Annotated in this window: 24 protein-coding genes; 14 read left to right on the top strand and 10 right to left on the bottom strand. The window is 75.0% G+C overall.

Annotated elements, in window-relative coordinates; all coding sequences use genetic code 11:
- Positions 1-142 precede the first annotated feature (142 nt).
- On the top strand, positions 143-283 hold the full coding sequence (locus VKZ81_RS10825; protein ID WP_324241349.1) for a hypothetical protein: 141 nt from the start codon (positions 143-145) through the stop codon (positions 281-283).
- Positions 284-317: 34 nt separating this feature from the next.
- Here VKZ81_RS10825 and VKZ81_RS10820 read toward each other — a convergent pair whose 3' ends face one another.
- Positions 318-902: an NADPH-dependent FMN reductase gene (locus VKZ81_RS10820; RefSeq protein ID WP_324241348.1), complete on the bottom strand. Its 585-nt coding sequence runs from the start codon at positions 900-902 to the stop codon at positions 318-320.
- 149 nt (positions 903-1,051) lie between these two features.
- Between VKZ81_RS10820 and VKZ81_RS10815 the strand changes: the two genes are divergently transcribed.
- The 5 genes from VKZ81_RS10815 (at position 1,052) to VKZ81_RS10795 (ending at position 5,134) form a co-directional block, all read left to right on the top strand.
- Positions 1,052-1,861, top strand: coding sequence for a TIGR03620 family F420-dependent LLM class oxidoreductase (locus VKZ81_RS10815; RefSeq protein ID WP_324241347.1), 810 nt, complete (start codon positions 1,052-1,054; stop codon positions 1,859-1,861).
- Positions 1,862-2,600: 739 nt separating this feature from the next.
- Positions 2,601-3,203 carry a TetR/AcrR family transcriptional regulator gene (locus VKZ81_RS10810; protein WP_324241346.1) on the top strand — a complete coding sequence of 201 codons (603 nt, stop codon included), beginning with the start codon at positions 2,601-2,603 and terminating at the stop codon, positions 3,201-3,203.
- A gap of 85 nt (positions 3,204-3,288) precedes the next feature.
- Positions 3,289-4,179: a zinc-binding dehydrogenase gene (locus VKZ81_RS10805; RefSeq protein ID WP_324241345.1), complete on the top strand. Its 891-nt coding sequence runs from the start codon at positions 3,289-3,291 to the stop codon at positions 4,177-4,179.
- Positions 4,180-4,321: 142 nt separating this feature from the next.
- A complete protein-coding gene (locus tag VKZ81_RS10800; protein WP_324241344.1) occupies positions 4,322-4,738 on the top strand; it encodes a hypothetical protein in 417 nt (138 codons plus the stop codon).
- 147 nt (positions 4,739-4,885) lie between these two features.
- On the top strand, positions 4,886-5,134 hold the full coding sequence (locus VKZ81_RS10795) for a zinc-binding dehydrogenase (protein ID WP_324241343.1): 249 nt from the start codon (positions 4,886-4,888) through the stop codon (positions 5,132-5,134).
- 3 nt (positions 5,135-5,137) lie between these two features.
- On the opposite strand, the gene VKZ81_RS10790 is transcribed toward VKZ81_RS10795, so the two are convergent.
- On the bottom strand, positions 5,138-5,977 hold the full coding sequence (locus VKZ81_RS10790; protein WP_324241342.1) for a helix-turn-helix transcriptional regulator: 840 nt from the start codon (positions 5,975-5,977) through the stop codon (positions 5,138-5,140).
- A 102-nt stretch (positions 5,978-6,079) separates the two neighbouring features.
- Here VKZ81_RS10790 and VKZ81_RS10785 point away from each other — a divergent pair, with 102 nt between their 5' ends.
- A complete protein-coding gene (locus tag VKZ81_RS10785) occupies positions 6,080-6,934 on the top strand; it encodes an oxidoreductase (protein WP_324241341.1) in 855 nt (284 codons plus the stop codon).
- A 12-nt stretch (positions 6,935-6,946) separates the two neighbouring features.
- Here VKZ81_RS10785 and VKZ81_RS10780 read toward each other — a convergent pair whose 3' ends face one another.
- A complete protein-coding gene (locus tag VKZ81_RS10780) occupies positions 6,947-7,417 on the bottom strand; it encodes an alcohol dehydrogenase catalytic domain-containing protein (RefSeq protein ID WP_324241340.1) in 471 nt (156 codons plus the stop codon).
- A 142-nt stretch (positions 7,418-7,559) separates the two neighbouring features.
- On the opposite strand from VKZ81_RS10780, the gene VKZ81_RS10775 reads away from it, so the two are divergent.
- Both VKZ81_RS10775 and VKZ81_RS10770 read left to right on the top strand, forming a co-directional pair.
- Positions 7,560-8,444 (top strand): universal stress protein, encoded by an 885-nt coding sequence (locus VKZ81_RS10775; RefSeq protein WP_324241339.1) that lies wholly within the window; start codon positions 7,560-7,562, stop codon positions 8,442-8,444.
- A gap of 14 nt (positions 8,445-8,458) precedes the next feature.
- On the top strand, positions 8,459-9,283 hold the full coding sequence (locus VKZ81_RS10770; protein WP_324241338.1) for a sigma 54 modulation/S30EA ribosomal C-terminal domain-containing protein: 825 nt from the start codon (positions 8,459-8,461) through the stop codon (positions 9,281-9,283).
- Positions 9,284-9,301: 18 nt separating this feature from the next.
- Here the strand turns inward: VKZ81_RS10770 and VKZ81_RS10765 are convergent, their stop codons facing one another.
- The gene (locus tag VKZ81_RS10765) at positions 9,302-10,639 is read right to left on the bottom strand and encodes a phosphoribosyltransferase family protein (RefSeq protein ID WP_324241337.1); all 1,338 of its coding nucleotides are present in this window, start codon (positions 10,637-10,639) and stop codon (positions 9,302-9,304) included.
- Positions 10,640-10,732: 93 nt separating this feature from the next.
- Between VKZ81_RS10765 and VKZ81_RS10760 the strand changes: the two genes are divergently transcribed.
- On the top strand, positions 10,733-11,878 hold the full coding sequence (locus VKZ81_RS10760) for a CapA family protein (protein ID WP_324241336.1): 1,146 nt from the start codon (positions 10,733-10,735) through the stop codon (positions 11,876-11,878).
- Between the two features lie 9 nt (positions 11,879-11,887).
- On the opposite strand, the gene VKZ81_RS10755 is transcribed toward VKZ81_RS10760, so the two are convergent.
- The 6 genes from VKZ81_RS10755 to VKZ81_RS10730 all read right to left on the bottom strand — a co-directional run bounded on the left by VKZ81_RS10755 (position 11,888) and on the right by VKZ81_RS10730 (position 16,461).
- Positions 11,888-12,811 (bottom strand): sigma-70 family RNA polymerase sigma factor, encoded by a 924-nt coding sequence (locus VKZ81_RS10755; protein WP_324241335.1) that lies wholly within the window; start codon positions 12,809-12,811, stop codon positions 11,888-11,890.
- 136 nt (positions 12,812-12,947) lie between these two features.
- A complete protein-coding gene (locus tag VKZ81_RS10750) occupies positions 12,948-13,358 on the bottom strand; it encodes a CBS domain-containing protein (RefSeq protein WP_324241334.1) in 411 nt (136 codons plus the stop codon).
- A gap of 120 nt (positions 13,359-13,478) precedes the next feature.
- Positions 13,479-13,787, bottom strand: coding sequence for a DinB family protein (locus VKZ81_RS10745; protein WP_324241333.1), 309 nt, complete (start codon positions 13,785-13,787; stop codon positions 13,479-13,481).
- Between the two features lie 249 nt (positions 13,788-14,036).
- Positions 14,037-14,486 carry a universal stress protein gene (locus tag VKZ81_RS10740; protein WP_324241332.1) on the bottom strand — a complete coding sequence of 150 codons (450 nt, stop codon included), beginning with the start codon at positions 14,484-14,486 and terminating at the stop codon, positions 14,037-14,039.
- Positions 14,487-14,599: 113 nt separating this feature from the next.
- Positions 14,600-15,265: a response regulator transcription factor gene (locus VKZ81_RS10735; RefSeq protein ID WP_324241331.1), complete on the bottom strand. Its 666-nt coding sequence runs from the start codon at positions 15,263-15,265 to the stop codon at positions 14,600-14,602.
- The gene (locus VKZ81_RS10730) at positions 15,262-16,461 is read right to left on the bottom strand and encodes a sensor histidine kinase (protein WP_324241330.1); all 1,200 of its coding nucleotides are present in this window, start codon (positions 16,459-16,461) and stop codon (positions 15,262-15,264) included. The genes VKZ81_RS10735 and VKZ81_RS10730 overlap by 4 nt, the downstream gene beginning before the upstream one ends.
- Positions 16,462-16,609: 148 nt before the next feature.
- Here VKZ81_RS10730 and VKZ81_RS10725 point away from each other — a divergent pair, with 148 nt between their 5' ends.
- The 4 genes from VKZ81_RS10725 to VKZ81_RS10710 are packed head-to-tail and all read left to right on the top strand — an operon-like array spanning position 16,610 to position 21,851.
- The gene (locus VKZ81_RS10725) at positions 16,610-17,509 is read left to right on the top strand and encodes an ABC transporter ATP-binding protein (protein ID WP_324241329.1); all 900 of its coding nucleotides are present in this window, start codon (positions 16,610-16,612) and stop codon (positions 17,507-17,509) included.
- Positions 17,506-18,261: an ABC transporter permease gene (locus tag VKZ81_RS10720; RefSeq protein WP_324241328.1), complete on the top strand. Its 756-nt coding sequence runs from the start codon at positions 17,506-17,508 to the stop codon at positions 18,259-18,261. The genes VKZ81_RS10725 and VKZ81_RS10720 overlap by 4 nt, the downstream gene beginning before the upstream one ends.
- A gap of 5 nt (positions 18,262-18,266) precedes the next feature.
- The gene (locus tag VKZ81_RS10715) at positions 18,267-19,013 is read left to right on the top strand and encodes an ABC transporter permease (protein WP_324241327.1); all 747 of its coding nucleotides are present in this window, start codon (positions 18,267-18,269) and stop codon (positions 19,011-19,013) included.
- Positions 19,014-19,073: 60 nt separating this feature from the next.
- Positions 19,074-21,851 carry a DEAD/DEAH box helicase family protein gene (locus tag VKZ81_RS10710; protein ID WP_324241326.1) on the top strand — a complete coding sequence of 926 codons (2,778 nt, stop codon included), beginning with the start codon at positions 19,074-19,076 and terminating at the stop codon, positions 21,849-21,851.
- Positions 21,852-21,869 lie beyond the last annotated feature (18 nt).

The raw sequence follows: 21,869 nt of genomic DNA, 5'->3' as shown, positions 1-21,869 counted from the left end.
AGTTGCCGCACCGCGGCAACTTCGCGGGACGAAGTCGGCCGGGGCCGACCCGGGACACCACCGGCCGGCGGCTGGAGGGTGGGAGGTGAGTCCTTTGCCCCCGTCGACAGGAGCCGATGTGATCAACGGCCGCGTTCGGACCGTGGTCGGTCGACAGCTCGTCCCCGTCCACCCGATCGAGATCCTGGTCGAGCCCGTGGGCGTCGACGAGGCCGCGCTCGACATCGTCCAGGAATGGGGCGAGCAGTCGTTCCCGGCCAGCGATCCGCCGGCGAACTGGTGACGTGATCGTCCCGCTACGCCCACGCCTCAGCCGGTCACCGCAGCTGGCGGAGCACCGGGGCGGTCCGGGCGAGCGCGTCGAGCATGGCGGTGGCCCCGTCCTCGATCTCGGCGTTCGGGGTGAACCGGCGGTTCTCGCCGTCGCCCTCGAGGAACGAGGCGATGAACGGGATGATCACCGACTCCGGCAGCGGGGTCATCTTGAGCTGCGAGAGGATCGGCTTGAGCGCCTGCACCGCGCGGGTGCCGCCCGCGACGCCGCCGTAGCTGACCAGCCCGACGGGCTTGTGCGCCCACTCGTGCACCAGGTAGTCGAGCGCGTTCTTCGTCGCGGCGTTGAAGCTGTGGTTGTACTCGGGCACCACGAACACGAAGGCGTCGGCCCGCTCGACGGTCGCGCTCCACCGCTTGGTGTGCTCGTGGGTGTAGCGGCGCAGCCGCGGGTGGTGGGGCTCGTCGAACAGGGGGAGCGCCACCTCCGCGAGGTCGATCAACTCGACGGCGAACGCGTCGTGCTTCTCGGCGTACTCGGCGACCCACCGGGCCACCGCGATCCCGGCGCGGCCTGGCCGAGTGCTCCCCGCGATCACGTGCAGCACCGGCTTGTCCGGCTCGGACACGGGCGCTCCCTCCTTCGTGCGTGGTCGGTCGGCGACCAGGATTCTCGGTGGGAACGCGGCGGGCACCTGAATGCGAGGTAGTTCTCACGGCAACGACCTGATGGGGTGAGTTCGGGAACACACCGCACGGAGATCGGGTTGGTGACGGCGTGGCCACCTTCGGACCGCTGGGCGGCGCGCTCTCCGACCTCAACTCCGCCGACCCGGCCACCGCCGCGGCAACCGCCCGCGAGCTGGAACGGCTGGGGTACTCGACGCTGTGGCTGGCCGGTCGCCAGGAGAACAACCTGCCGCAGATCGCGAACGTCGTGCGCGCGACGTCGCGGATCGGCGTGGCCAGCGGGATCCTGTCCGTCGACGTCGTCGGGGCCGCCGAGGTGACCGCGGCCTACACGGCACTGGAGCAGACGAACCCCGGCCGGTTCCTCGTCGGCCTCGGCGGCGCGCACGGGCCGAAGCCGCTGGCGACGCTGAACGCCTACCTCGACGAGGTCGAACCGGTGGTGCCCCGGTCCCGGAGGATCCTGTCGGCGCTCGGTCCACGCATGCTCGAGCTCGCCCGTGACCGCGCCGCCGGCGCGTACCCCTACCTCGTCACGCCCGACTACGTCGCCGCGGCGCGGCAGATCCTCGGCGACGGGGCCCGGCTGGCCGTGCTGGTGGACGTGATCACCGAGACCGACCCGGCGCGGGCCCACGAGAGCGCGCGGGGCGGGGGCATGCGGTTCCTCACCGGTCTGCCCACCTACGCCGGCAACCTCCGCCGCATGGGCTTCGGCGCCGACGACATCTCCGCGCTGTCGGACCGGCTGCTCGACGGCGTGACGATCTGGGGCGACCTCGACGCGATCGTCCGGCGCATCGGCGAGTACCGCACCGCCGGCGCGGACCAGGTCGTCGTGCAGCTGGGCCGCCTGTCCCGGGAGTGGTGGGCCCGCCTCGCCGAAGCCGTGAGCTGAAGGACCGATCCGCGGTCCGTGCCGTGTGAGAGCGGCGTTGATCGACTACGGTCGGGCCGCGAGTTCGCCGATCACACCTGACCGGGTTCGTGCTGCACGGGGGAGCCGATCGCCCACCGATCCACCTGGCTGCTGACCCACGACGAGCGAATGGTTCTCCGCGCAGGAACCTGTCGTCCTGCGCCTGGGATCGGACCACGAAGTCGCGGTCACCGCCCCTCAAGGGCCGGAGCTGTGGGACCTGGCCACCGGTCGTCGGATCACCACGGTGGAGGCGGGGCGGCCGGGTTCGACGCGGAGCGCCCCTGCGAGCCGTCTGCCGATCAGCGCGGCCACGTCGTCCACGAGCCCTCGCGCACGCGGCATGCGGAGTTCACGAGGCACACGTGCGACCCATGGGGGAGCGCACCGTGGCCGCGCTGCGCGTCCTGCCCGCCGGCGCTGTCACCGCGGCGCGCGAGCTGGTCGACTTGCAGTCGGCGATCTCCCACCAGGTCGCGGCCGCGGCGGAGTCGGCCGCCGGTGTGCCCCCCTGGGTGCGCAAGGCTCGTGGGGCGGAGCCGACCCGAGGGGGCAGCGGTCGCGCGTCGTGCCGGTCGACGCGCGACGCGACGGAGCGCGCAGCTCGGTCCCGAGGGGCCGACGCCGCCGTGATCGCGGTCGGCCGGCCTCGTCGCCGCGTTCGGGGCACGGCGCTGTACCGTGAAAGCGTGCACGTGCGAAGCTCGAGGTGAACCCGATGGCTGAGAACGCTCGCCGTCGCAAGTACGAGCTGCGCAAGCGGGCCGACGCCATGGAGGAGACGCGTCGGCGCATCACCGAGGCGACGGTCGCCCTGCACGGGACCGTCGGGCCGGCCCGCACGACGGTCGCGGCGATCGCGGAGCGCGCAGGTGTGCAGCGGCACACGGTCTACCGGCACTTCCCGACCGAGGAGGACCTGTTCGCCGCGTGCACGGCCCACTTCTGGGCCGAGCACCCCTGGCCCGACCCGCGGGAATGGGGCGGCGTCGCCGACCCGCGGGCGCGCCTGCGGGTGGCGCTGGAGCGGATGTACGCGTTCTACGCCTCCGTGGAGCCGATGCTCGCCAACGTGCTGCGCGATGCGGAGACCGAGCCGGTCGTGGCGCGTGCGGTGCGGTCCTACGTGGACTTCGTCGAGCGCGTCGCGCGGGAGCTCGCCGACGCGCTCGCGCCGGGGCGGTCCCTCGTCGCCCAGGCCGTTCGGCACGCGGTCGACTTCCGGACCTGGCGGTCGCTGGTCGCGCGGGGCGGTCTGCGGCCGGACGAGGCGATCGCGCTCATGGCGGCGATGGTCGTCGCGGCCGTCGACCAGCTCTGACGCCCTTTTCGTTGCACTGTCGTGTGCAGTGAATATTGCCTGGATCGTGGCGTCGCTACTTTCGCTGCACAGCAGTGTTCGCTGAATGGGAGGGCTCACCGAGGGGAAGCTCTCGTCCGGGCCGTTCCCGCGGACGTTCGGGCACGAGGGCGTGGGCGAGATCGTCGCGGTCGGCGAGGGCGTGACGTCGCGCCAGGTCGGAGACCGGGTCGGCATCGTGCCCGTGCAGGAGACGTGCGGCTGGTGCGGCCGGTGCCGGCGCGGCGAGCCGCTGGACTTCGAGACCGTCGCGAACTGCGCCGCCCCCGTGTTCACCGGGATGACCGTCTCCGGCGCGCACGCCGACTACGTGGCGGTGCGCAGCGACGCCACGGTGCTCCTCCCCGACGGCCTCGCGTTCGAGCACGCGGCGCCGAGCATGTGCGTGGGATACACGGCGGTGGCCGGGTTGCGGCGCGCCGACCCGGCGCCGGGCAGCCGGGTCGCCGTCTCGGGCATCGGCGGCCTCGGCCACCTCGCCCTGCAGTACGCCAAGGCGCTCGGTCTGGAGGTCGTCGCGGTCACGCGGTCCGCGGACAAGGTCGACCTCGCGCTCCGGCTCGGCGCCGACGCGGTCGTGGCCGGCGACGAGGAGCTGCGCGCCGCGGGCGGGGCCGACGTGCTGCTGGCCGCCAACAGCTCGAACGCGGCCGTGGTGGACGCCATGCAGGGGGTTCGCCCCCGCGGAACCGTGGTGATGATGGGGATCGCGTTCGACGAGTTCTCGGTCACCAACATGCACGTGGTGATGCAGCGGCTGCAGATCCTCGGCTCCGCGCACAACGGCGTCCAGCACCTCGCCGAGGCGCTGCGCCTCGCGGGGGAGGGCAAGGTGACGCCGAGGGTCGAGGTGTACGGCAAGGACCGGGCGGCGGAGGCGTACTCCCGCGCCGCCGAGGGCAAGTCCCGGTTCCGATCGGTCATCAGCTACGCCTGACCCCGCCGGGAGCGGTCGTTGCCGGGATCGTGCTCCGCGCCCCGACCATCGCACGCAGTAGGCGGCCCCTCCCTGCGATCGGCGCTGCGCGAGGGGGCGGATGGTTCTGCGGGGGTTCGCGCGACCGCGACGAGGGTGCCGGGTGTGCTGGTGGCGGGCGGGTCTGATCGCGCTGCTCGTCGCCGACGGCACCGATCCGACCGTCGTCGAGTGCGGGGGTCGGACGGCGGCCTCGGGCACCGGGTGCGGCATCGCCGGGTGGGTCGGCCACGAGGACGCCGTCCGGGCGCAGGCGGAGGGCATCGGCGAGGCGAAGCGGCTCGGGGCGGCCGCCGCGGTCGTCGGTGGCGTGCTCGCCTTCGGGGCCCTCCTCGCGTCGGCGGCGGTCGTCGACGTCGCCACCGGCACGGCCGCCACCCTCGGGATCGCCGGCCGCACGGCATCCGCTGCCCTCGCCGTGGTGGAACCGGGGCCGGTGACACCGTGCCGGTCGGTGGCGCGGCGGGCGACGTCGGGATGTTCGCCGTCCAGCCGGCGCGGATCGCCGGGGCGCGCGTGATCGGGACCGGCCCCCCGGGCTCCGCCGACCTCCTGCACGAGCTCGGGGCCGCGCCGGTCGCCCACGGCGACGGCCCGGCCGACCGGGCCGGGCGCTCGAGCCCGACGGTGTCGCCGCCGCCGTCGACCCTCCGGGGAACGGAGACGGGTGCACACCGGGAGGGAGCTCGGCGTCCCGGACGGCCGCATCCGCACCGTCGCCCCGGGGGTCGACGGCGTGACGGCGGCCAACGGGTCGGCCGCCCCCACGGGCGCCCTCGACGGGACCGCCCGCCTGGTCGCGGCCGGCCGGCTCCGGGTGCCCGTCGCGGCGACCTTCCCGGTCGAGGAGCTCCGCTGCGCGGTCGAGCTGCAGGTCGGCCGGCACGTGCACGGCGAGGTGGTCGTCGCGCTGTGACGATCACCCGGTGAGGGACTGGGTGCCGAGCACGGTGACCAGGTCGAGCCGCTCGGCGTCCGCGCTGCCCGGCGTCGCGGTGTAGATCATGATGCGCAGGTCGCTCCCAGCGACCGTGAGCATGTCGCAGTCCAGCTCGACGGCGCCGACGTGCGGGTGGTCGACGACCTTGCGGGCGGTCTCGTGGTGGCCGACGGCGCCGGAGTCCCACAGCTCGGTGAACCGGTCGCTCGCGGCGCGCAGGTCGGCGACCAGCCGCTGCAGCTGCTGGTCGGCCGGGTAGCGGCCCGCGGCCGCGCGGAGGTCGGCGACCAGGGTGGCCTCGAGCTCCCGCTGGGCCTCCGCCGTGAGCCGGACCCGGGTGCCGGGGCCGACCAGGTTGCGCCACACGGCGTTGCGCTCGCGGCCGCGCCACCCGCTCGGGTCGCCCATGAGCGCCGCGTACGGCGGGTTGGCGACGAGCAGCGTCCACGCCGCGTCGAACACCGCGACGGGCGTCGAGGGCATCCGGTCGAGCAGGTGCTGGACGCTCGGGGTGATGCGGGCGGGCACGGTGTCCGGCCCGGGCGGCGCGGTGCCCGCGAGGTGGAACAGGTGCTCGCGCTCGGCCGCCGTCAGTCGCAACGCCCTGGCCAGGGCCTCGATGACCTGCGTCGACGGGTGGGACGCGCGACCCTGCTCGAGGCGGGTGATGTAGTCGACCGAGATGCCGGCGAGCATGGCCAGCTCCTCGCGGCGTAGCCCGGGGGTCCGCCGGTGCCCACCGGTCGGCAGCCCCGCGGCGCCCGGCGAGACCCGATCCCGCCAGCGGCGCACAGCCCGCCCGAACTCCGCGTCAGCCACGCCCGTGAGTCTGCCCGTACCCCCTCGAACGTGCCTGGTACGGGCCGTCCCAGGAAGACAGGACACTGGTGGCCCTGCCGACCCGCCGGCGACCGTTGGGGCATGCCACTCGACTCGTCCCCCGTCTTCTTCATCACCGGCTGCTCCACCGGCCTCGGCCGGGCGTTGGCCACCCACGTCCTGGAGCGCGGGTGGCGGGCCGCCGTCACCGCCCGGGAGCCGGGCAGCGTCGCCGACCTCGTCGACGCCCACGGCGCCCGGGCCATCGCCCTCCCGCTGGACGTGACCGACCCGGAGCAGGTCTCGGACGCGGTCAGGTGCGCCGAGGAGGTGTTCGGCCGCATCGACGTGCTGGGCAACAACGCCGGCTACGGCTACCTGGCCGCCATCGAGGAGGGCGAGGACGCCGAGGTGCGCGCCCTGTTCGAGGCCAACGTCTTCGGCGCGGTCGCGGTGACCAAGGCCGTGCTCCCCGGCATGCGGACCCGCCGCCGCGGCCACGTCGTCACCGTCTCCTCGCTGGGCGGGCTGGCCGCGTTCGCGGCGACCGGCTACTACCACGCCACCAAGTTCGCGCTGGAAGGGCTGTCGGAGTCCCTCGCGGCGGAGGTCGCGCCCCTCGGCATCGGCGTCACGATCGTGGAACCCGGCGCGTTCCGCACCAACTGGTCCGGGCCGTCGATGAAGCAGTCCGCGGTCCGGATCGACGACTACGCCGACACCGCGGGCACGCGCCGCGACGCCACCCTGGCCACCTACGGCACGCAGCCCGGCGACCCGGCCCGCGCCGCCGCGGCGATCGTCGCCGCGCTCGAGGCCGACGCGCCCCCGCTGCGGCTGGTTCTCGGCACGGCCGCGCTCCAGGTGGCGCGCGGCAAGCTCGCCGCGCTGCAGCGCGGGTTCGACGAGTGGGAGCACCTCAGCCGGAGCACCGAGATCGCGGCGTCGCCCGTGTGACGCGATCGCACGTCAGGGCCGACGGTCAGGACGAACTCGCCGGTCCGGTTCGTCCCACCCAGGTCGTGCGCGGTCGCGAACCGTTCGAGGGGGACGGTGCGCGCGACCTCGACCCGCACGTCGGCGGCGTCGATCAGCTCGCCGATGCGGGCCGTCGGGCTCGACCAGGAACCCGGTCGCGCGCGTCGACGCCTCGACGACGGCGGCGAGCTCCTCGGACACCCCGCCGGACGCGGCGACGATCGTCCCGTCCGTGCGCAGCGAGCCGACCAGCCGCACGTCCTGGCCTCCGCCGACCAGCTCGACGATCACCTCGACGTCCTCGACCACGCCGGCGCCGTCCCGGCCGAGGACGAACGGCGGCTCACCCAGGACCCCGGCCGTCCCGTGCCCCTGCCGGGTCTTCCAGCCGACGGGGTCCACCCCGGCGGCGCGGACGCGGACCCGGATCTCGATCTGGGACGTCGACGTGTTCCTGACCATCGCCGATGCGTCGTGGAGCGCGGTCGGGGCCGGCGGGCGGCCAGCGCCTGACCGGACGGCCGAGCATTCCGGGACTTCCGGCGTCCGATCGACGGGCCTTGCGCCCCGTCCCCACCGCGGCCCGATCGGCGATGGTGCCGGCATGCAACCGGACGCACCCGGCTCGTCCTCGTCCAAGCCGATCCTCGTCGCCTACGACGGGTCCCGGTCGGCCCGCGCGGCGGCCTCCTGGGCGGCGGCCGAGGCCGCCGCCAGCGGGAGGTCGCTGTGGCTGGTGCACGTGATCCGCTGGCCGCTGCCCGAGCTCGACGGGCTGCGCCTGCCCGCGACGGTCCGGGACGGTGACCACGCGCGGCGCGCGGCCGCGCAGCTCGTGGACTCAGGGGTCGAACGGTGCCGGCAGGTGGCGCCCGGGGTGGACGTGCGCGGGGACGCCCTGACCGGCGGGGCGATCGACTCCCTCGGGAGGCTCGCCGAGGAGGCGTCCCTGCTCGTGCTGGGCGCCTCCGGGCAGACCGCCACCCGGCGGGTGCTGCTGGGGTCGAGCGCCGCCGAGCTCACTCGGCGGGTCACCACGCCGGTCGTGGTGATCCGCGAGCCGGCCACGGCCACCCCGGCCTCGCCGGTCCTGATCGGGGTCGACGGGTCGGCGGTGAGCGACCGGGTCGTCGACGCGGGCTTTGCGTTCGCGGCCCGCCGGGGGCTGGGCGTCGTCGCGGTCCACGCGTGGTGCGACCTGCCGCTGGAGGCGCTGGGCGGCCCCGACGACCAGGAGCCGGCCCGGTGCGACGCGACGGCGCTGCTCGCCGACCGGCTCGCCGGTGCGCGGGCCCGCAACCCGCAGGTGCGGGTCGAGGAGGTCGTCACGCTCGACCGGCCCGCGAGCGCGCTGCTCGACCGCGCGGCCGGGGCGGCGCTGCTCGTCGTCGGCCGGCACGGGCGGGGCCGCAGCACGGACATGCCGCTCGGGTCGGTGTGCCACGCCGTCCTCTACTACGCAGCCTGCCCCGTCCTGCTCGCCGGTTGAACCGCGGAGGAGACATGCATCAAACGCACTTGGAGACCGCCCCCATCGAGGTCCAGTTGACGGGGCGCCACGGCCAAGGCATCGCGGAGTACGCCCGCGACCGGATCGGCAGCGTCCTCCGGTTCGCCCGCGGGCCCGTCCTGCACGCGCGGGTCCGCATCACCCGCCACGCCGACCCGGCCGTCGAACTGCCGGTGACCGCGCAGGCCAACCTCGACGTCAACGGCAGGCTCGTCCGGGCGCAGGTGCGCGGCCGCACCGACCGGGAGGCCGTCGACCTGCTCAAGGACCGGCTCCGCCGCCGGCTGCAGCACCACCTGCGCCGCACCGTCGGGCACTGGGAGGACCGCCGCGGCCGGGGCGCGCCACCCGCGGGTGGCCGCCCGGCCGGTGGGGTGCGCGAGTGGCGCCACGGCGACCAACCGACCCGCCGCCCGCCCTACTTCCCCCGCCCGCCGGAGGAGCGGGAGATCGTCCGCCGCAAGTCCTACACCCTCGGGGAGTGCACCCTCGACGAGGCGGCCTTCGACATGGAGTCGATGGACTACGACTTCCACCTGTTCACCGAGCTGGGGACCGGCCAGGACAGCGTGCTGTACCGGGACCGGGACGGCTACCGGCTGGCGCAGCCGCGGCCGCAGCCGGAGGCACTGGCCCGCCACGCCGTGCCCGTCACCGTGAGCGAGACGCCGGCGCCCGAGCTGTCCACCGAGGAGGCGGTCCAGCGCATGGCCGCGCTCGACCAGCCCTTCCTGTTCTACGTCGACCGCGACCGCGGCCGTGGCGCGCTGCTGTACCACCGCTACGACGGCCACTACGGGTTGATCACGCCCGAGTGAGGCGGCCCCGCGGGACGGTCAGGCCCGCGGGTGCGCGGCGCCCGCCAGGTGCCGGGTGAACCAGGCGCAGGCCTCCGCGGCCACCCGTTCGAGCGCGCCGGGCTCCTCGAACAGGTGGGTGGCGCCGGGGACGACGACGATCCGGCTCTCGCAGCGCAGCCGGGTCCGGGCGCGCCGGTTGAGCTCGAGCACGACCGTGTCGTTCCCGCCGACGATCAGCAGGGTCGGCGCGCGGACCTCGGAAAGCCGCGGTGCGGCGAGGTCGGGCCGCCCGCCGCGGGACACCACCGCCGAGACGGCGGCGTCCGGTGCCGCGGCCGCCCACAGCGCGGCGGCGGCGCCCGTGCTCGCGCCGAAGTAGCCGACGGGCAGCCGCGCGCACTCCGGCTGCTGCCGCACCCACGCGGTCACCTCGCGGAGGCGGTCGGCCAGCAGCTCGATGTCGAAGACGTTGGCCCGGTGCCGCTCCTCCTGCGGGGTCAGCAGGTCGAACAGCAGCGTCGCCAGGCCCGCCTGGCCACAGACCCCGGCCACGTACCGGTTGCGGGGGCTGTGCCGGCTGCTGCCGCTGCCGTGGGCGAACACGACCACCCCGGCGGCGCGTTCCGGGACGGTGAGGTGCCCCTCGAGGCGGACCGACCCCGCGGGGATCTCGACCTCGTCGTCGCGCAGCGGCGGGTCGTCACCGGCCGCGCCGACCGTACCCAGCGCCCCCGGCCCGGGGTGCGCCGCGCGCCGCAGCAGGTCGACGACCTCCTCGTCGGGGAGCTGGCGGAAGTTGAGGTAGAACTGGCCGACCCCGAAGAACCACCGCGGGGTCTCCAGGCACACCAGCTCGTCGACCTCGGCGCGCAGCTCGTCGACCGCGTCGTGGGAACAGACCGGAACCGCGAGCACGACCCGGGCGGCGCCCTGGGCCCGCGCGACCCGGCACGCGGCGCGGGCGGTCGCGCCGGTGGCGATCCCGTCGTCGACGACCACCGCCGTGCGCCCGGCCACCCGCTCCCGGGGTCGGTCGCCGCGGAACCGGGCGGCCCGTCGCTCGATCTCGGCCCGGGCCCGCTGCTCGATCTCGCCCAGCTCCGCGCCGCTGACGTGCGCCATCCGGACGACGTCGTCGTTGAGCACCAGCGTGTCGTCCTCGCCGAGCGCGCCGAGCGCCAGCTCGGGCTGGAACGGCACGCCGAGCTTGCGGACGAGGATCACGTCCAGGGGCGCACGAAGCTCCCTCGCCACCTCGTACGCGACCTGCACCCCGCCCCGGGGCAGGCCGAGCACCACCAGGTCCTCGCCGCGCAGGTGCCGCACCGCCTCCGCCAGGCGGCGGCCCGCGTCCACACGATCGATGAACGGCATGGCTCCCTCCCTCGAGGGTAGGCAGCTTGTGGGCGGGAGGGGGTTCCCGGCAGGGGCGTTGGGCCCTTGGCCGGCCGGTGGTCCGGCGGGAGCATGTCCGTCCCGAGCTCACGCGACCGAGGGGTGACGGTGAACCGCGTGCTGACCGTTCTGCTCTGCGGGGACGTCATGACCGGCCGCGGGATCGACCAGATCCTGCCGCACCCGGCCGACCCCCGCCTGCAGGAGAGGTGGGTCGACGACGCCCGCACCTACGTGGAGCTGGCGGAGAAGGCGAACGGGCCGATCCCGCGACCGGTCGAGTTCTCCTGGCCGTGGGGCGACGCGCTGCCGATGCTCGACGGGCTCGCCCCGGACGCCCGGCTGATCAACCTGGAGACCAGCATCACCGCCGACGGGACGTTCGCCCCGGGCAAGGCCGTGCACTACCGGATGAGCCCGGACAACGTCGGCTGCCTCACCGTCGCGCGGCCGGACGTGTGCGTGCTGGCGAACAACCACGTGCTCGACTTCGGGCAGCAGGGCCTCGCCGACACCCTCGACGCGCTCGCCGGCGCCGGGATCGCCTGGGCGGGCGCGGGCCGCGACGCCGAGGAGGCCGAGCGCGTGGTGACCGTCGACGTCGGCCGCGGCCGCCGGCTTCTCGTGTTCTCCGGCGGGATGGAGTCGGCCGGGGTCCCGCGGCAGTGGGCGGCCACCGCGACCCGGCCGGGCGTGGCGTTCCTCCCGGACCTGTCCAACCGGGTCGCCGGGGCGATCGCGGACCGCATCCGACGCCACAAACGACCCGGCGACGTCGCGGTCGTGTCGCTGCACTGGGGCTCGAACTGGGGCTACGACGTCGGCCACGGGCAGGTCCGCTTCGCGCGCCGGTTGATCGACGGTGGGGTCGACGTGGTGTACGGGCACTCGTCGCACCACCCGCGCCCGATCGAGGTCTACCGGGGCAAGCTGATCCTCTACGGGTGCGGTGACGTGATCAACGACTACGAGGGCATCCGCGGGTACGAGGCGTACCGGGACGACCTGCACCTGCTGTACCTCGCCTCGATCGACGCCGACCGCGGCGAGCTGGCCTTCCTGCGGATGCTGCCGATGCAGACGCGCGCGATGCGGCTGCGCCGCACCTCGCCCGCGGACACCGAGTGGTTGCGGTCGACGCTGGAGCGCGCCGGCCGGGACTTCGGCACGCGCGTCCACCGCGAGCCAGGGGGCACGCTCGTCGTCCGCCCGGCGTGACGGGGCGGATCAGGCGGCGCGGGGGGCGTCGGGTGAGCGGCGCAGCCGGTCGAGCGCCTGCTGTTCGAGCCGGCGGACCTGCTCCCGGTCCAGCCCGACGTGCGCAGCGGTCTCCTGCAGCGTGTGCCGGTGACCGTCGTGGAGCCCGTGCCGGAAGGCGAGGATCCGGCCCTCGATCGGTGGGAGGGTCGCGAGCATCTCGTGCACGTGGCTGATGACCGCGGCGCGCTCGTCCGCGTCCGGGTCGGGGCGGACCTCCCCGATGAGATCACCCAGCGACGTGTCGCCGTCCTCCCCGACGGGGGTGTCCAGGCTCACCGTGGTGCGCGCCGCCTGCCGCAGTTCGGTGACGCGCTCGACGGGGAGCTCGGCCGCCTCGGCCAGCTCCTCGTCGGTGGGCTCGCGGTGCAGCCGCAGCACCAGGGCGCGCTCGTGCCGGTTCAGCCGGGACAGCTCGTCGAGCACCTTGTGGGGGAGCCGGATCGTGCGGGCGGAGTCGGCCTCGCCGCGCTGCATCGCCTGCCGGATCCACCACATCGCGTAGGTGGAGAACTTGTAGCCTTTGGTGTAGTCGAACTTCTCGACCGCGTGGATCAGGCCCAGGTTCCCCTCCTGGATCAGGTCGAGCAGCCCCAGGCCGCTGTGGCGGCGCTTCTTGGCCGCGGCGACGACGAGCCGCAGGTTCGCCCGGATCATGTGCTCCTTGGCCCGTGCGCCGTCGCGGGCGATCGCCTCCAGGTCGGCGCGGCTCGCCGAGACCCGTTCCGGGGCGCGCCCGTGGAGCAGCTCGGCGGCGTAGAGGCCGGCCTCGATCCGCTTGGCCAGATCGACCTCCTGCTCCGCCGTGAGCAGCGGGACCGTCGCGATCTCGTCGAGGTACGCGCGGACGAGGTCGGGCTCGATGTCGTCCCGGTCCCGGTCCCGGGTCTTCATCGTCGTGTCGAGGGTTGTCGTGTCGAGGGTTGCCGTGTCGGTTCCTCCCGGTCGGTGTGGAAATCCTGCGGTCACCTCGGAAGAACGTGCGGGACGCAACACGACATTCCGGACCGACAGGTCGCTTCCCGGCACATCACCCGTCGTCGGGGAGCAGGACGGCGAGCACGTCGCGCATCGACACCAGGCCGACCACCGCCGTGCCGTCGACGACCGGGACGTGGCGGACGCCCGTGTCGCGCATCAGCCGCCCGACGGCCGCGATGGTCTCGTCCGCGCGCGCCGTGACCAGGTCGGTCGTCATGACGTCGGCGGCCTGCCGGTCGCCGAGGCCACCGTCGAGCGCGAGCAGGGTGACCAGGTCCCGCTCGGAGACCACGCCCGGGGGACCACCCGGGGACTCGACGACGACCGCGCCGACCTCGTCCGCGGTGAGCTCCTGCGCGACCGTGAGCAGGTCGTCCTCCGGACGGACCGTCGCCAGGGTCCGGGTCATGATCCGGCGCACCGGGTCGGCGGGGGTGGGGCGGTCACGCGTTTTCGTCATCGGGGCCTCCTCACGCGGTGGCTGAACGCGCCCCCAGGCTCGACCGCGCGCCCGCACGGGCGGGAGGGCCGTTCGTCCCGTGCCGCCCCGCCGGGTGGCCGGTGGCTTGCGGTGGCGCGGTCAGTGGGCCGCCCGCAGCAACCGCAGCTGGCCGAGCTCGGTGACGTTCTTCATGAGCTCGGCGTTGGCCCAGCCGAGCATCTGCGCCACGGTCATGCCCGCGTCCGCGGGCCACGGGAACGGGGCGGGGGCGGCGAGGTCGGCGTCGGTGAGTCGGTCGAGCACCGCCGCCCACTCGTCGTGCAGCCCGCGCAGCCACCCGACGGCGGCCTCCGGGCCCGGCCAGGCCACCGCGTCGCGCTCGCGCGGCGCGCGGCCCTGCGCGTGGTCGAGCGCCACGCTCCACCACCAGCCGATGTGCCAGGTCACCCAGCCGATCGTCGGCACCGGGACCGGGTCGGGCTCCGTGTCGGCCCAGTCGGGGCTCCAGCGCCCGTCCGGGCCCTGCCGCACGGTCCAGGTGAGCCGGGGCGGGCTCCCACAGGAAGTCCTCGGGGGAGAGGCGTTCCAGGTGGAACCCGGCGAGCGACCACGTGAACTCGAACTGCCACCGCAGCAGGTCTCGCGACAGGGCGTGATCTTCGCGGGTCGGGACGGTGCCGGCACGCGGGTTTCGCGTCAGCCCGGACCACCGTCGTTCTCCGCCGCGTCGTCGGCGACGAGGACCACCGGACAGCGGGCGTGGTGCGCGCAGCGGAGGGCGACCGAACCCAGCAGGGCGCCGCGCAGCGGGCCGCGCCCGCGGTTGCCCAGGACCAGGACGTCGGCGTCCTCCGCCAGGTCGGTGAGCACCCGGGCGGGGTCGCCCCGCCCGATCCGGGTGCTCACCTCGACCGGGGTGAGCTCCGCGGGGACGTCGGACAGCGCGGTGTCGAGCCAGCTGCGGGCCTCGGCCTCGAACTCGGGCTCGGGGAACACCGCCGCCGGCCCGAACTGCAGCTGGTCCTGCCACACCGCCACCGCGCACAGCGGCTTGCCCAGCTGGGCGGCGTACCGGCACGCCCACCGGAGCGCAGCGTGCGACTCGGCCGACCCGTCGATCCCGACCAGGACCGTCCGCTCGTTCACGATTCCTCACCCCCTGGCTGCACGCAGCCCTCGGCTTTCGGGCGCACGTGGTCGGGGTTCCCGATCTCGTGATCGCGAATGCCGCTCCCGGCGCGAGCGTCGGCGCGGGCCGCTCATGCGTCCACGTCTGCGATCCCGGTCCTGAGGGCGTAGAGGACGAGCTGGACGCGGTCGCGGGAGCCGGTCTTCGCGAGGAGGTTCCCGACGTGGGTCTTGACCGTGGGCATCGACAGCCAGAGGTGCTCGCAGATCTCGGAGTTCGTGAGCCCGCGCGCGATGAGCGCGAGCACCTCGCGCTCCCGCTCGGTGAGGTCGGTGGCCTGGTCCTCGACCGCGCGGGACCGCGCGGTGGCCGCGGGTCGGGCGCGGTAGCTCGCGAAGAGCCGGCGGGTCGGGCCGGGGGAGAGGACGGCGTCGCCGCGGTGCACGGTGCGGATCGCCTCGACCAGCCGGTCGGGCGGGGTGTTCTTCAGGAGGAATCCGGCGGCCCCGGCCTCGATCGCGGTGAGGACGTACTCGTCGGCGTCGAACGTGGTGAGGATGACGATGCGCGTCGGGCTGCCGTCCGCGACGAGCTGCCGGGTGACCGCGATCCCGTCGATGCCCGGCATCTGGACGTCGAGGAGCAGGACGTCGGGTTGCGCACAACGGTGCCGGCGGATCGCGTCGGCGCCGTCGACGGCCTGCCAGAGGACGCGCACGTCCGGCTGGGCGTCGAGGATCATCGCGAGGCCTGCGGCGAACAGGGGTTCGTCGTCGGCGAGCCCGACCGTGATCACGGGCGGCTCCAGGGCAGGCGCGCGGTCACCCGCCAGCCGCCGGTGTCCGGATCGGGGCCTGCGTCCAAGGTGCCCCCGAGCGCGAGGGCGCGTTCCCGCATCCCGACCAACCCGTGCCCGGCATCCCGCCCGGTGTCCGTGCGGCGCGGGCGGCCGTTGGAGACGGACACGTCGAGCGCCCGGTCACCGACGCCCACCCGGACGAGGACGGGCGCCCCGCCGGCGTGGGCGATCGCGTTCGTGAGGCTCTCCTGGACGATCCGGTACGCGGCGAGGCCGACCGGAGCGGGTACGTCGCCGATCTCGCCGTCGACCCGGAGCCGGATCGGGGTGCCGGTGCTCCGGAACGTTCCGATCAGCTCCGCAAGGTCCCGCACCGACGGCGCCGGCCGCGTCGTCGCGGGGTCGTCCTCGGTGCGGAGGACGTCGACCAGACCCCGCACCTCGTCGACCGCGGCGCGGCTCAGCCTGCCGATGTCCGCGAGCGCCCGGTCCGCCCGCTCCGCGTCGGTCCGCAGGACGCACCGAGCCCCTTCGGCCTGCACCGCGATCGTGTTCAACGAGTGGCCGAGGATGTCGTGCATCTCCCGGGCGATCCGGGCGCGTTCCTCGAGCGCGGCGAGGCGGCGCTCGCTTGCCTGCTGCGCCTCCAGGGTGCGGGCTCGTTCGACCGCGAGGTCGTGGCGCGCCCGGGCGTTCCGGCGCACGACCCCGGCGAGCGCCGCGACGGTGAGCGCGGCACCGACCGCGGCCGCCACCAGTCCGCGTTCGCGCCAGTCGTCGCCCGGGATCGGTGAGACCGCGACGCCGACCGCCGCGCCGACGTAGGTGCAGGCGAGGAACCCCCACCGCCGGGGCCCGGCCAACCGGGTCTGGGTGAGGTAGGCGGCGATCAGGCAGACGACGCCGGGGAACAGGCCGGGACGGGGGACGATCAGCAGGTGCGCCACCAGCAGCACCGCCATGATCGACAACGCCGGTACCGGGCGGGTACGGCGCAGCAGCACCGCCGCGGCGCACCCGGCCACGACGATGGCGTAGCCGACCTGCGCGGCCGGTGCGAGCGGGATCGGCGGCCCGCCGGCGACCCCCGCCACCACGACGACGGCGGCACACCCGGCGTCCGCCAGGCGCTCGTGGGCCCGCGGGAGGAGGCGCGGCCCGGCGGCGGGCGTCGTCGGCGGGCGGGCGTCCACGTCGGCCCAGGCTAGCCGGGCAGCCGAGGCCGCGGCTCGTACCGCGGTATGAAGTCGGCCGGCCGGCATTGCCGTACCGCGGCACGATCCGCCGCCGCCGGTGACCCGTGATCCTCGGTGGGGTGATGATCGACGGAACGGAGCCCCGATGAGCGCCGCCATCACGACCCGGGCCCTGACCAAGAAGTTCGGCGACCACACCGCGGTCGATGCGCTCGACCTGCGGGTACCGCGCGGGGTGGTCTACGGCTTCCTGGGGCCGAACGGGTCCGGCAAGTCGACGACCATGAAGATGCTGCTCGGGCTCACCCGCCCGACGAGCGGCGAGATCGAGGTACTCGGTGAGCCGCTCACCGAGCGGTCGCGGGCCCGGTTGCTGCCCTCCATCGGTTCGATGATCGAGTCGCCGCCCGGGTACGGGCACCTCACCGGGGCGGAGAACATGCGCATCGTCGCCGACATGCTCGGGCTGACCTCCCGGCAGGTCGACCGCGCGCTGGCGACCGTGCGCCTGACCGACCACCGGCACAAGCTCGTCCGCACCTACTCGCTGGGCATGAAGCAGCGCCTCGGGATCGCCATGGCGCTGGCGCGAGACCCGTCGCTGCTCATCCTGGACGAGCCGACCAACGGGCTCGACCCGTCCGGCATCGAGGAGATCCGCACCCTGCTCGTCCACCTCGCCGCGCAGGGGATCACCGTGATGGTGTCGAGCCACCTGCTCGACGAGATCGACAAGATGGCCGACGTGCTCGGCATCCTCTCCGCAGGCCGCATGATCTTCCAGGGGACCCGTGACGAGCTGTTCCGGCACTCGACCCCGGACCTGGTGATCGAGACCCCGGACCCGGCGGCCGCCCTCGCGACCGGGGTCACCGCGACCCCGGTCCGCGGCGGGATCCGGATCAGCGGCGTCGACCGGGACGGCACCGCGCGGATCGTGCACCGGCTGGCGGTCGCCGGGGTCCCGATCCACGAGGTGCGCCGGGTGCGGCACACGCTGGAGGACGTCTTCATGGACCTGACCGGCCGCGGGGGCCTGCTGTGAGCCGCGCCCTGCGCCTGGAGTTCCGCAAGATGCGCCGCCTGCGCACGCTGCCCGTCGTCCTGGCCATGGTCGTCGCGGTCGCCGCGCTCAGCAGCGCCTCGCTGTTCGCGAGCAGCACCCGAGCCACCTTCGACGACCCGGCCGCCCACCCGTGGGCCGAGCTGTTGCTCCACTACACGCTGGTGGCGGCGATGACGTCGCCGATCCTCGCGGCGGTCCTCGCCAGCAGGCAGACCGACATCGAGCACGCAGGCGGCGGGTGGACGCTCGCCTCCACAGCGGGGTTCGCCCCCGGCACCCTGTGCCGGGCCAAGCTGGCCGCGCTCGGCGCCGTCCTGCTCCCGGCCGTCGGTCTCCAGACCGTCCTGGTCGTCGGCGCGGGCGCGCTGGCAGGCATCCGCGTCCCGATCGAGGCCGGCCCGTGGATCGGCTACACGCTGCTGCTGGGGCTCGTGGACGTGGCGCTGCTCGCCGCGCACGTCTGGCTCGCCGCGACCGTGGAGAACCAGCTCGTCGGCGTCGGCGTCGGCCTGCTCGGCGCGTTCCTGGCCCTGTTCGCCCTCCTCGTGCCCGGGGTGGCGTACTGGCTTCCCCCGTGGGGCGGCTACGCCCTGATCTCGCACGTCGCCCAGACCGGGGGCGGCGAGGTCGGCTACGTCACCCCGCCCCACCCGTGGATCGGCGGCGTCCTGGCCCTGGTCGGCGCCGCCTTCGCACTGTCCACCCGCCGACGGGCCCGAACCGAGAGGTGATCATCGTGCTCCGCGCCGAACTCGTGAAGCTCAAGCGGTCCAGCACCTGGCTGGTCGCCTTCGTCCTGCCGCTGCTGGCGGTGATCACCGGAACGGTCAACTACGCCCGCAACGCCGACCTGGTGGGACCGGGCTGGGCCTCGTTCACCTCCCAGGTCGTGCTGTTCTACGGGCTGCTGTTCTTCTCGATGGGCGTCAGCGTGCTCGCCGCCACCGTCTGGCGGGTGGAACACCGCGGTACCAACTGGAACCTGCTGCTCACCGGCACGAGGCAGCCGGTCCGGCTCGTTCTCGCGAAGGTCGTCGCGGTCACCGTCCCGGTGTGCTTCATGCAGGGTGTGCTCGTCCTCGCCACCCTCGTCTCCGGCGTCGCCGTGCTGGGCCTGCCGGGAGGGTTCCCGTGGCGGTTCGCCCTCGTCGGCGCGCTCGCGGTGGTCGCGGCGCTCCCGCTGGTGGCGCTCCAGTCCTTGCTGTCGATGCTGCTCAGGTCGTTCGCCGCACCCGTCGCGATCTGCTTCGTCGGCTGCGTCGTCGCGGTCGCCGCCGTCACGTCGACCGGGTTGCGCCCGCTCGCCCACGTGCTCCCCCAGGCGATCACGACGCGAGCGATCAACCTCGGTTCGAGCGCCATCGCGCAGTCCGGTGCGCTCACCGTGGCCGATGCGCTGCCGATCCTGCTGACCGCCGTGGCCCTCGCGGCCGTCCTCACGCTCGCGGGCGCGGCCGCCATCCGGGGCGTCAAGCTCCGGTAGGCGGGTCGGGTCGGCCGACCCGGGTTCACGCGATGCCCGCGCCTGTGTGATGTTCGGGGTGTGATCGACCTCGCAGGGCTGCGGCCGGGGGTCGCGCTGCGCCGCCACCAGCTCGACGCGCTCGACGCGGTGGGGGAGGCGTTGGGCCGCGGCGACCGCCGGGTGTGGGTCGTGCTGCCCCCGGGCGCGGGCAAGACCGTGGTGGGCCTCGAAGCGGCGCGGCGGCTGGGGCGGCCGATCGTCGCGTTCGCGCCGAACACGGCGATCCAGGGCCAGTGGCTCGCGGAGTGGTCGCGGTTCACCCCCGACCCGCCGCCCGGCTCGGTCGACCGCGGGCTCGACGCCGCGATGACCGCGCTCACCTACCAGTCGCTCGCGACGTTCGACCCGGACGCGGAGGTCGACCCGGACGGGCACGAGCGGGGCCTGCACATCCACCGGCTGCGCTCCTCCGGTCGCGAGCTCGTGGCCGCGCTGGGCAGGCGGCCCGTCACGCTGGTGCTCGACGAGTGCCACCACCTGCTCGACGTGTGGGGCGAGCTGCTCGCGGAGGTGCTCGAGGGGTTGCCCGAGGCCACGGTCATCGGGCTCACGGCCACGCCGCCGGAGGCGCTGACCCGCGACGAGCGGGTCCTCGTCGACCGCCTCTTCGGGCGGATGGTCACCGGGCCGTCGATCCCGGCGATGGTGCGCGACGGCGAGCTCGTGCCGTTCGCGGAGCTGGCGTGGTTCGCCACCCCGACCGGCCGGGAGCGGGCGTGGCTCGCGGCGCAGGCCGAGCGGTTCGCCGAGCTCACCGCGGACCTCGTCGACCCCGGCTTCGCCACCGTCGGCTTCCTGCCCTGGCTGGACCGGTACGCGGTGCGCCGGGAACACGGCGCGGGCGAGGGGGCCGCGGTGCCGTGGCACCGGTTCGCCCGCGACCACCCCGAGGTGGCCGATGCGGTGCTGCGGTTCCACCACGCCGGGATGCTCGACCTGCCGGACGGGGCGCGGCTGCACGAGCGGCACCGGCACGCGCCCACCGCCGACGACTGGATGCGGCTGCTGCACGTCTACGCGCAGCGGTTCCTCGCCCGCAGCGACGACCCGCGGGACGCCCACGCCTACGAGGCCGTGCGCGCCGCGCTTCCCGGGATCGGGTACCGGCTCACCCGGGGTGGCGTGCGCAGCGGCCGGTCCCCGGTGGACCGGGTGATCGCCCGCAGCGCCGGCAAGATCGACGCCGCCTGCCGGATCCTCACCGCGGAGCACGAGGCGCTCGGCGCGCGGCTGCGCGCGGTGGTGGTCTGCGACCACGAGCGGGCCCGCGCCACCCTGCCGTCGGGGCTGGTCGGGGTGCTCGACGCCGACGCGGGCTCCGCCCGGCTCGCGCTGCGCCACATCGCGGCGCTGCCCGGGCTGCGGCCGGTGCTGGTCACCGGCCGCACGGTGGCCGCGGACGCCGAGGTCGCCCGCGCCTTCGTCGCGTACGCGGCTGAGCGCGAGCCCGGCCTGCGGCTGGACCCGGTGCCCGCGGACGCCACCGGCGTCGTCGAGATCACCGGCGCGTGGACCTCGCGCCGCTGGGTCCGGCTCGTGACGCGCTTCTTCGCCGACGGCGGGTCGCTCGTGCTGGTCGGCACCCGCGCGATCCTCGGCGAGGGCTGGGACTGCGTCGCCGTCAACACGCTGGTCGACCTCACCGAGGCCACCACCAGCACGTCCGTGGTGCAGCTGCGCGGCCGCGCGCTGCGGCGCGACCCGGGCTGGCCCGACAAGGTCGCGCACACCTGGTCCGTGGTGTGCGTCGAGGAGGGCCACCCGAAGGGCGAAGCCGACTTCGAACGCTTCGTCCGCAAGCACGAGGGCTACTACGGCGTCACCGAGGCCGGGAACGTGATGGCGGGCGTGACGCACGTCGACCCGGCGCTGTCGGCCTACACCGCGCCGCCCGTCGAGGAGTTCGCGGGCTTCAACGAGCGGATGCTGCGGCGCTGCCGTGACCGGGAGCGGGTGCGGCGGCTGTGGCGGGTCGGCGAGCCGTACGCCGACCGCCCCGCGCACGTGGTCCGGTTGGTGGGCACGGCGCCGGTCCGGGAGCGGGCGGCGGCGCCGACCCCGCCCGAGGTGCTGCCCACCCGCACCGGGCTGTCCACCGACGGGCGGACGCCGTGGGCGACCGCGGCCCTCGCCGCGGCGATCGTCCTCGCGATCGCCACCGTCGCGTTCCTCGTGGCGGGCGCGGGCGCGGCCACGGCGCTCCCGGCCGCCGGGGTGGCCCTCTGCGCCGGCGCGTGGGGACGGCAGGCCTACCGGCGCGGCCGGCTGCTCCACGAGGTCGCGCGCTCGACGCCCGACGTCGCCGCGATCGCCTACGCCACCGCCGAGGCCATGCACGCCGCCGGGCACACCGACCGCGGCGCCGAGGCCGTCACGGTCGCGCCCGACGAGACGGGGGCGTGGCAGTTCCGCCTCACCGGCGCGGACCCGGCCGCGTCCGAGCGCTACGCGACGGCGCTGGACGAGGTGCTCAGCCCGCCCGCCGACCCGCGGTACCTGATCGGCCGTTTCGTCCCGGCCGACCCCGGCCCCTCCTGGTTCGCCGCCCTGCGCGCCGGGTGGCGCCGGCCGGAGCGGTGGGCGCGTCCCCACGCGGTCGTCTACCACGCGGTCCCCGCGGCGCTGGCCGAACACCGCCGCCAGGCCGACCTCTTCGCGAAGGCGTGGCGGCGCTGGGTCAGCGACTGGCCCCGCCCCGTCTACACCCGCAGCCCCGAGGGGTCGCTGCTGCTCGCCGCCCAGCGCGGGCTCTCCCCGCTCGACGCCCACACGGCGCTGCGCCTCACCTGGGAGTAGCGGCGCCGTCCACCCGCC

It is taken from the genome of Pseudonocardia sp. (genome assembly GCF_035305885.1).
Lineage (GTDB): Bacteria > Actinomycetota > Actinomycetes > Mycobacteriales > Pseudonocardiaceae > Pseudonocardia.
This window is presented reverse-complemented; position numbering and strand designations above follow the sequence as displayed.

Excerpts from the sequence above, each read along its gene's own strand:
- VKZ81_RS10810 (WP_324241346.1), top strand. The coding sequence starts at position 2,601 with ATGGCTGAGAACGCTCGCCGTCGCAAGTACGAGCTGCGCAAGCGGGCC.
- VKZ81_RS10805 (WP_324241345.1), top strand. The coding sequence starts at position 3,289 with ATGGGAGGGCTCACCGAGGGGAAGCTCTCGTCCGGGCCGTTCCCGCGG.
- VKZ81_RS10785 (WP_324241341.1), top strand. The coding sequence starts at position 6,080 with ATGCCACTCGACTCGTCCCCCGTCTTCTTCATCACCGGCTGCTCCACC.
- VKZ81_RS10780 (WP_324241340.1), bottom strand. The coding sequence starts at position 7,417 with ATGGTCAGGAACACGTCGACGTCCCAGATCGAGATCCGGGTCCGCGTC.
- VKZ81_RS10775 (WP_324241339.1), top strand. The coding sequence starts at position 7,560 with ATGCAACCGGACGCACCCGGCTCGTCCTCGTCCAAGCCGATCCTCGTC.
- VKZ81_RS10770 (WP_324241338.1), top strand. The coding sequence starts at position 8,459 with ATGCATCAAACGCACTTGGAGACCGCCCCCATCGAGGTCCAGTTGACG.
- VKZ81_RS10765 (WP_324241337.1), bottom strand. The coding sequence starts at position 10,639 with ATGCCGTTCATCGATCGTGTGGACGCGGGCCGCCGCCTGGCGGAGGCG.
- VKZ81_RS10760 (WP_324241336.1), top strand. The coding sequence starts at position 10,733 with ATGTCCGTCCCGAGCTCACGCGACCGAGGGGTGACGGTGAACCGCGTG.
- VKZ81_RS10755 (WP_324241335.1), bottom strand. The coding sequence starts at position 12,811 with ATGAAGACCCGGGACCGGGACCGGGACGACATCGAGCCCGACCTCGTC.
- VKZ81_RS10750 (WP_324241334.1), bottom strand. The coding sequence starts at position 13,358 with ATGACGAAAACGCGTGACCGCCCCACCCCCGCCGACCCGGTGCGCCGG.
- VKZ81_RS10725 (WP_324241329.1), top strand. The coding sequence starts at position 16,610 with ATGAGCGCCGCCATCACGACCCGGGCCCTGACCAAGAAGTTCGGCGAC.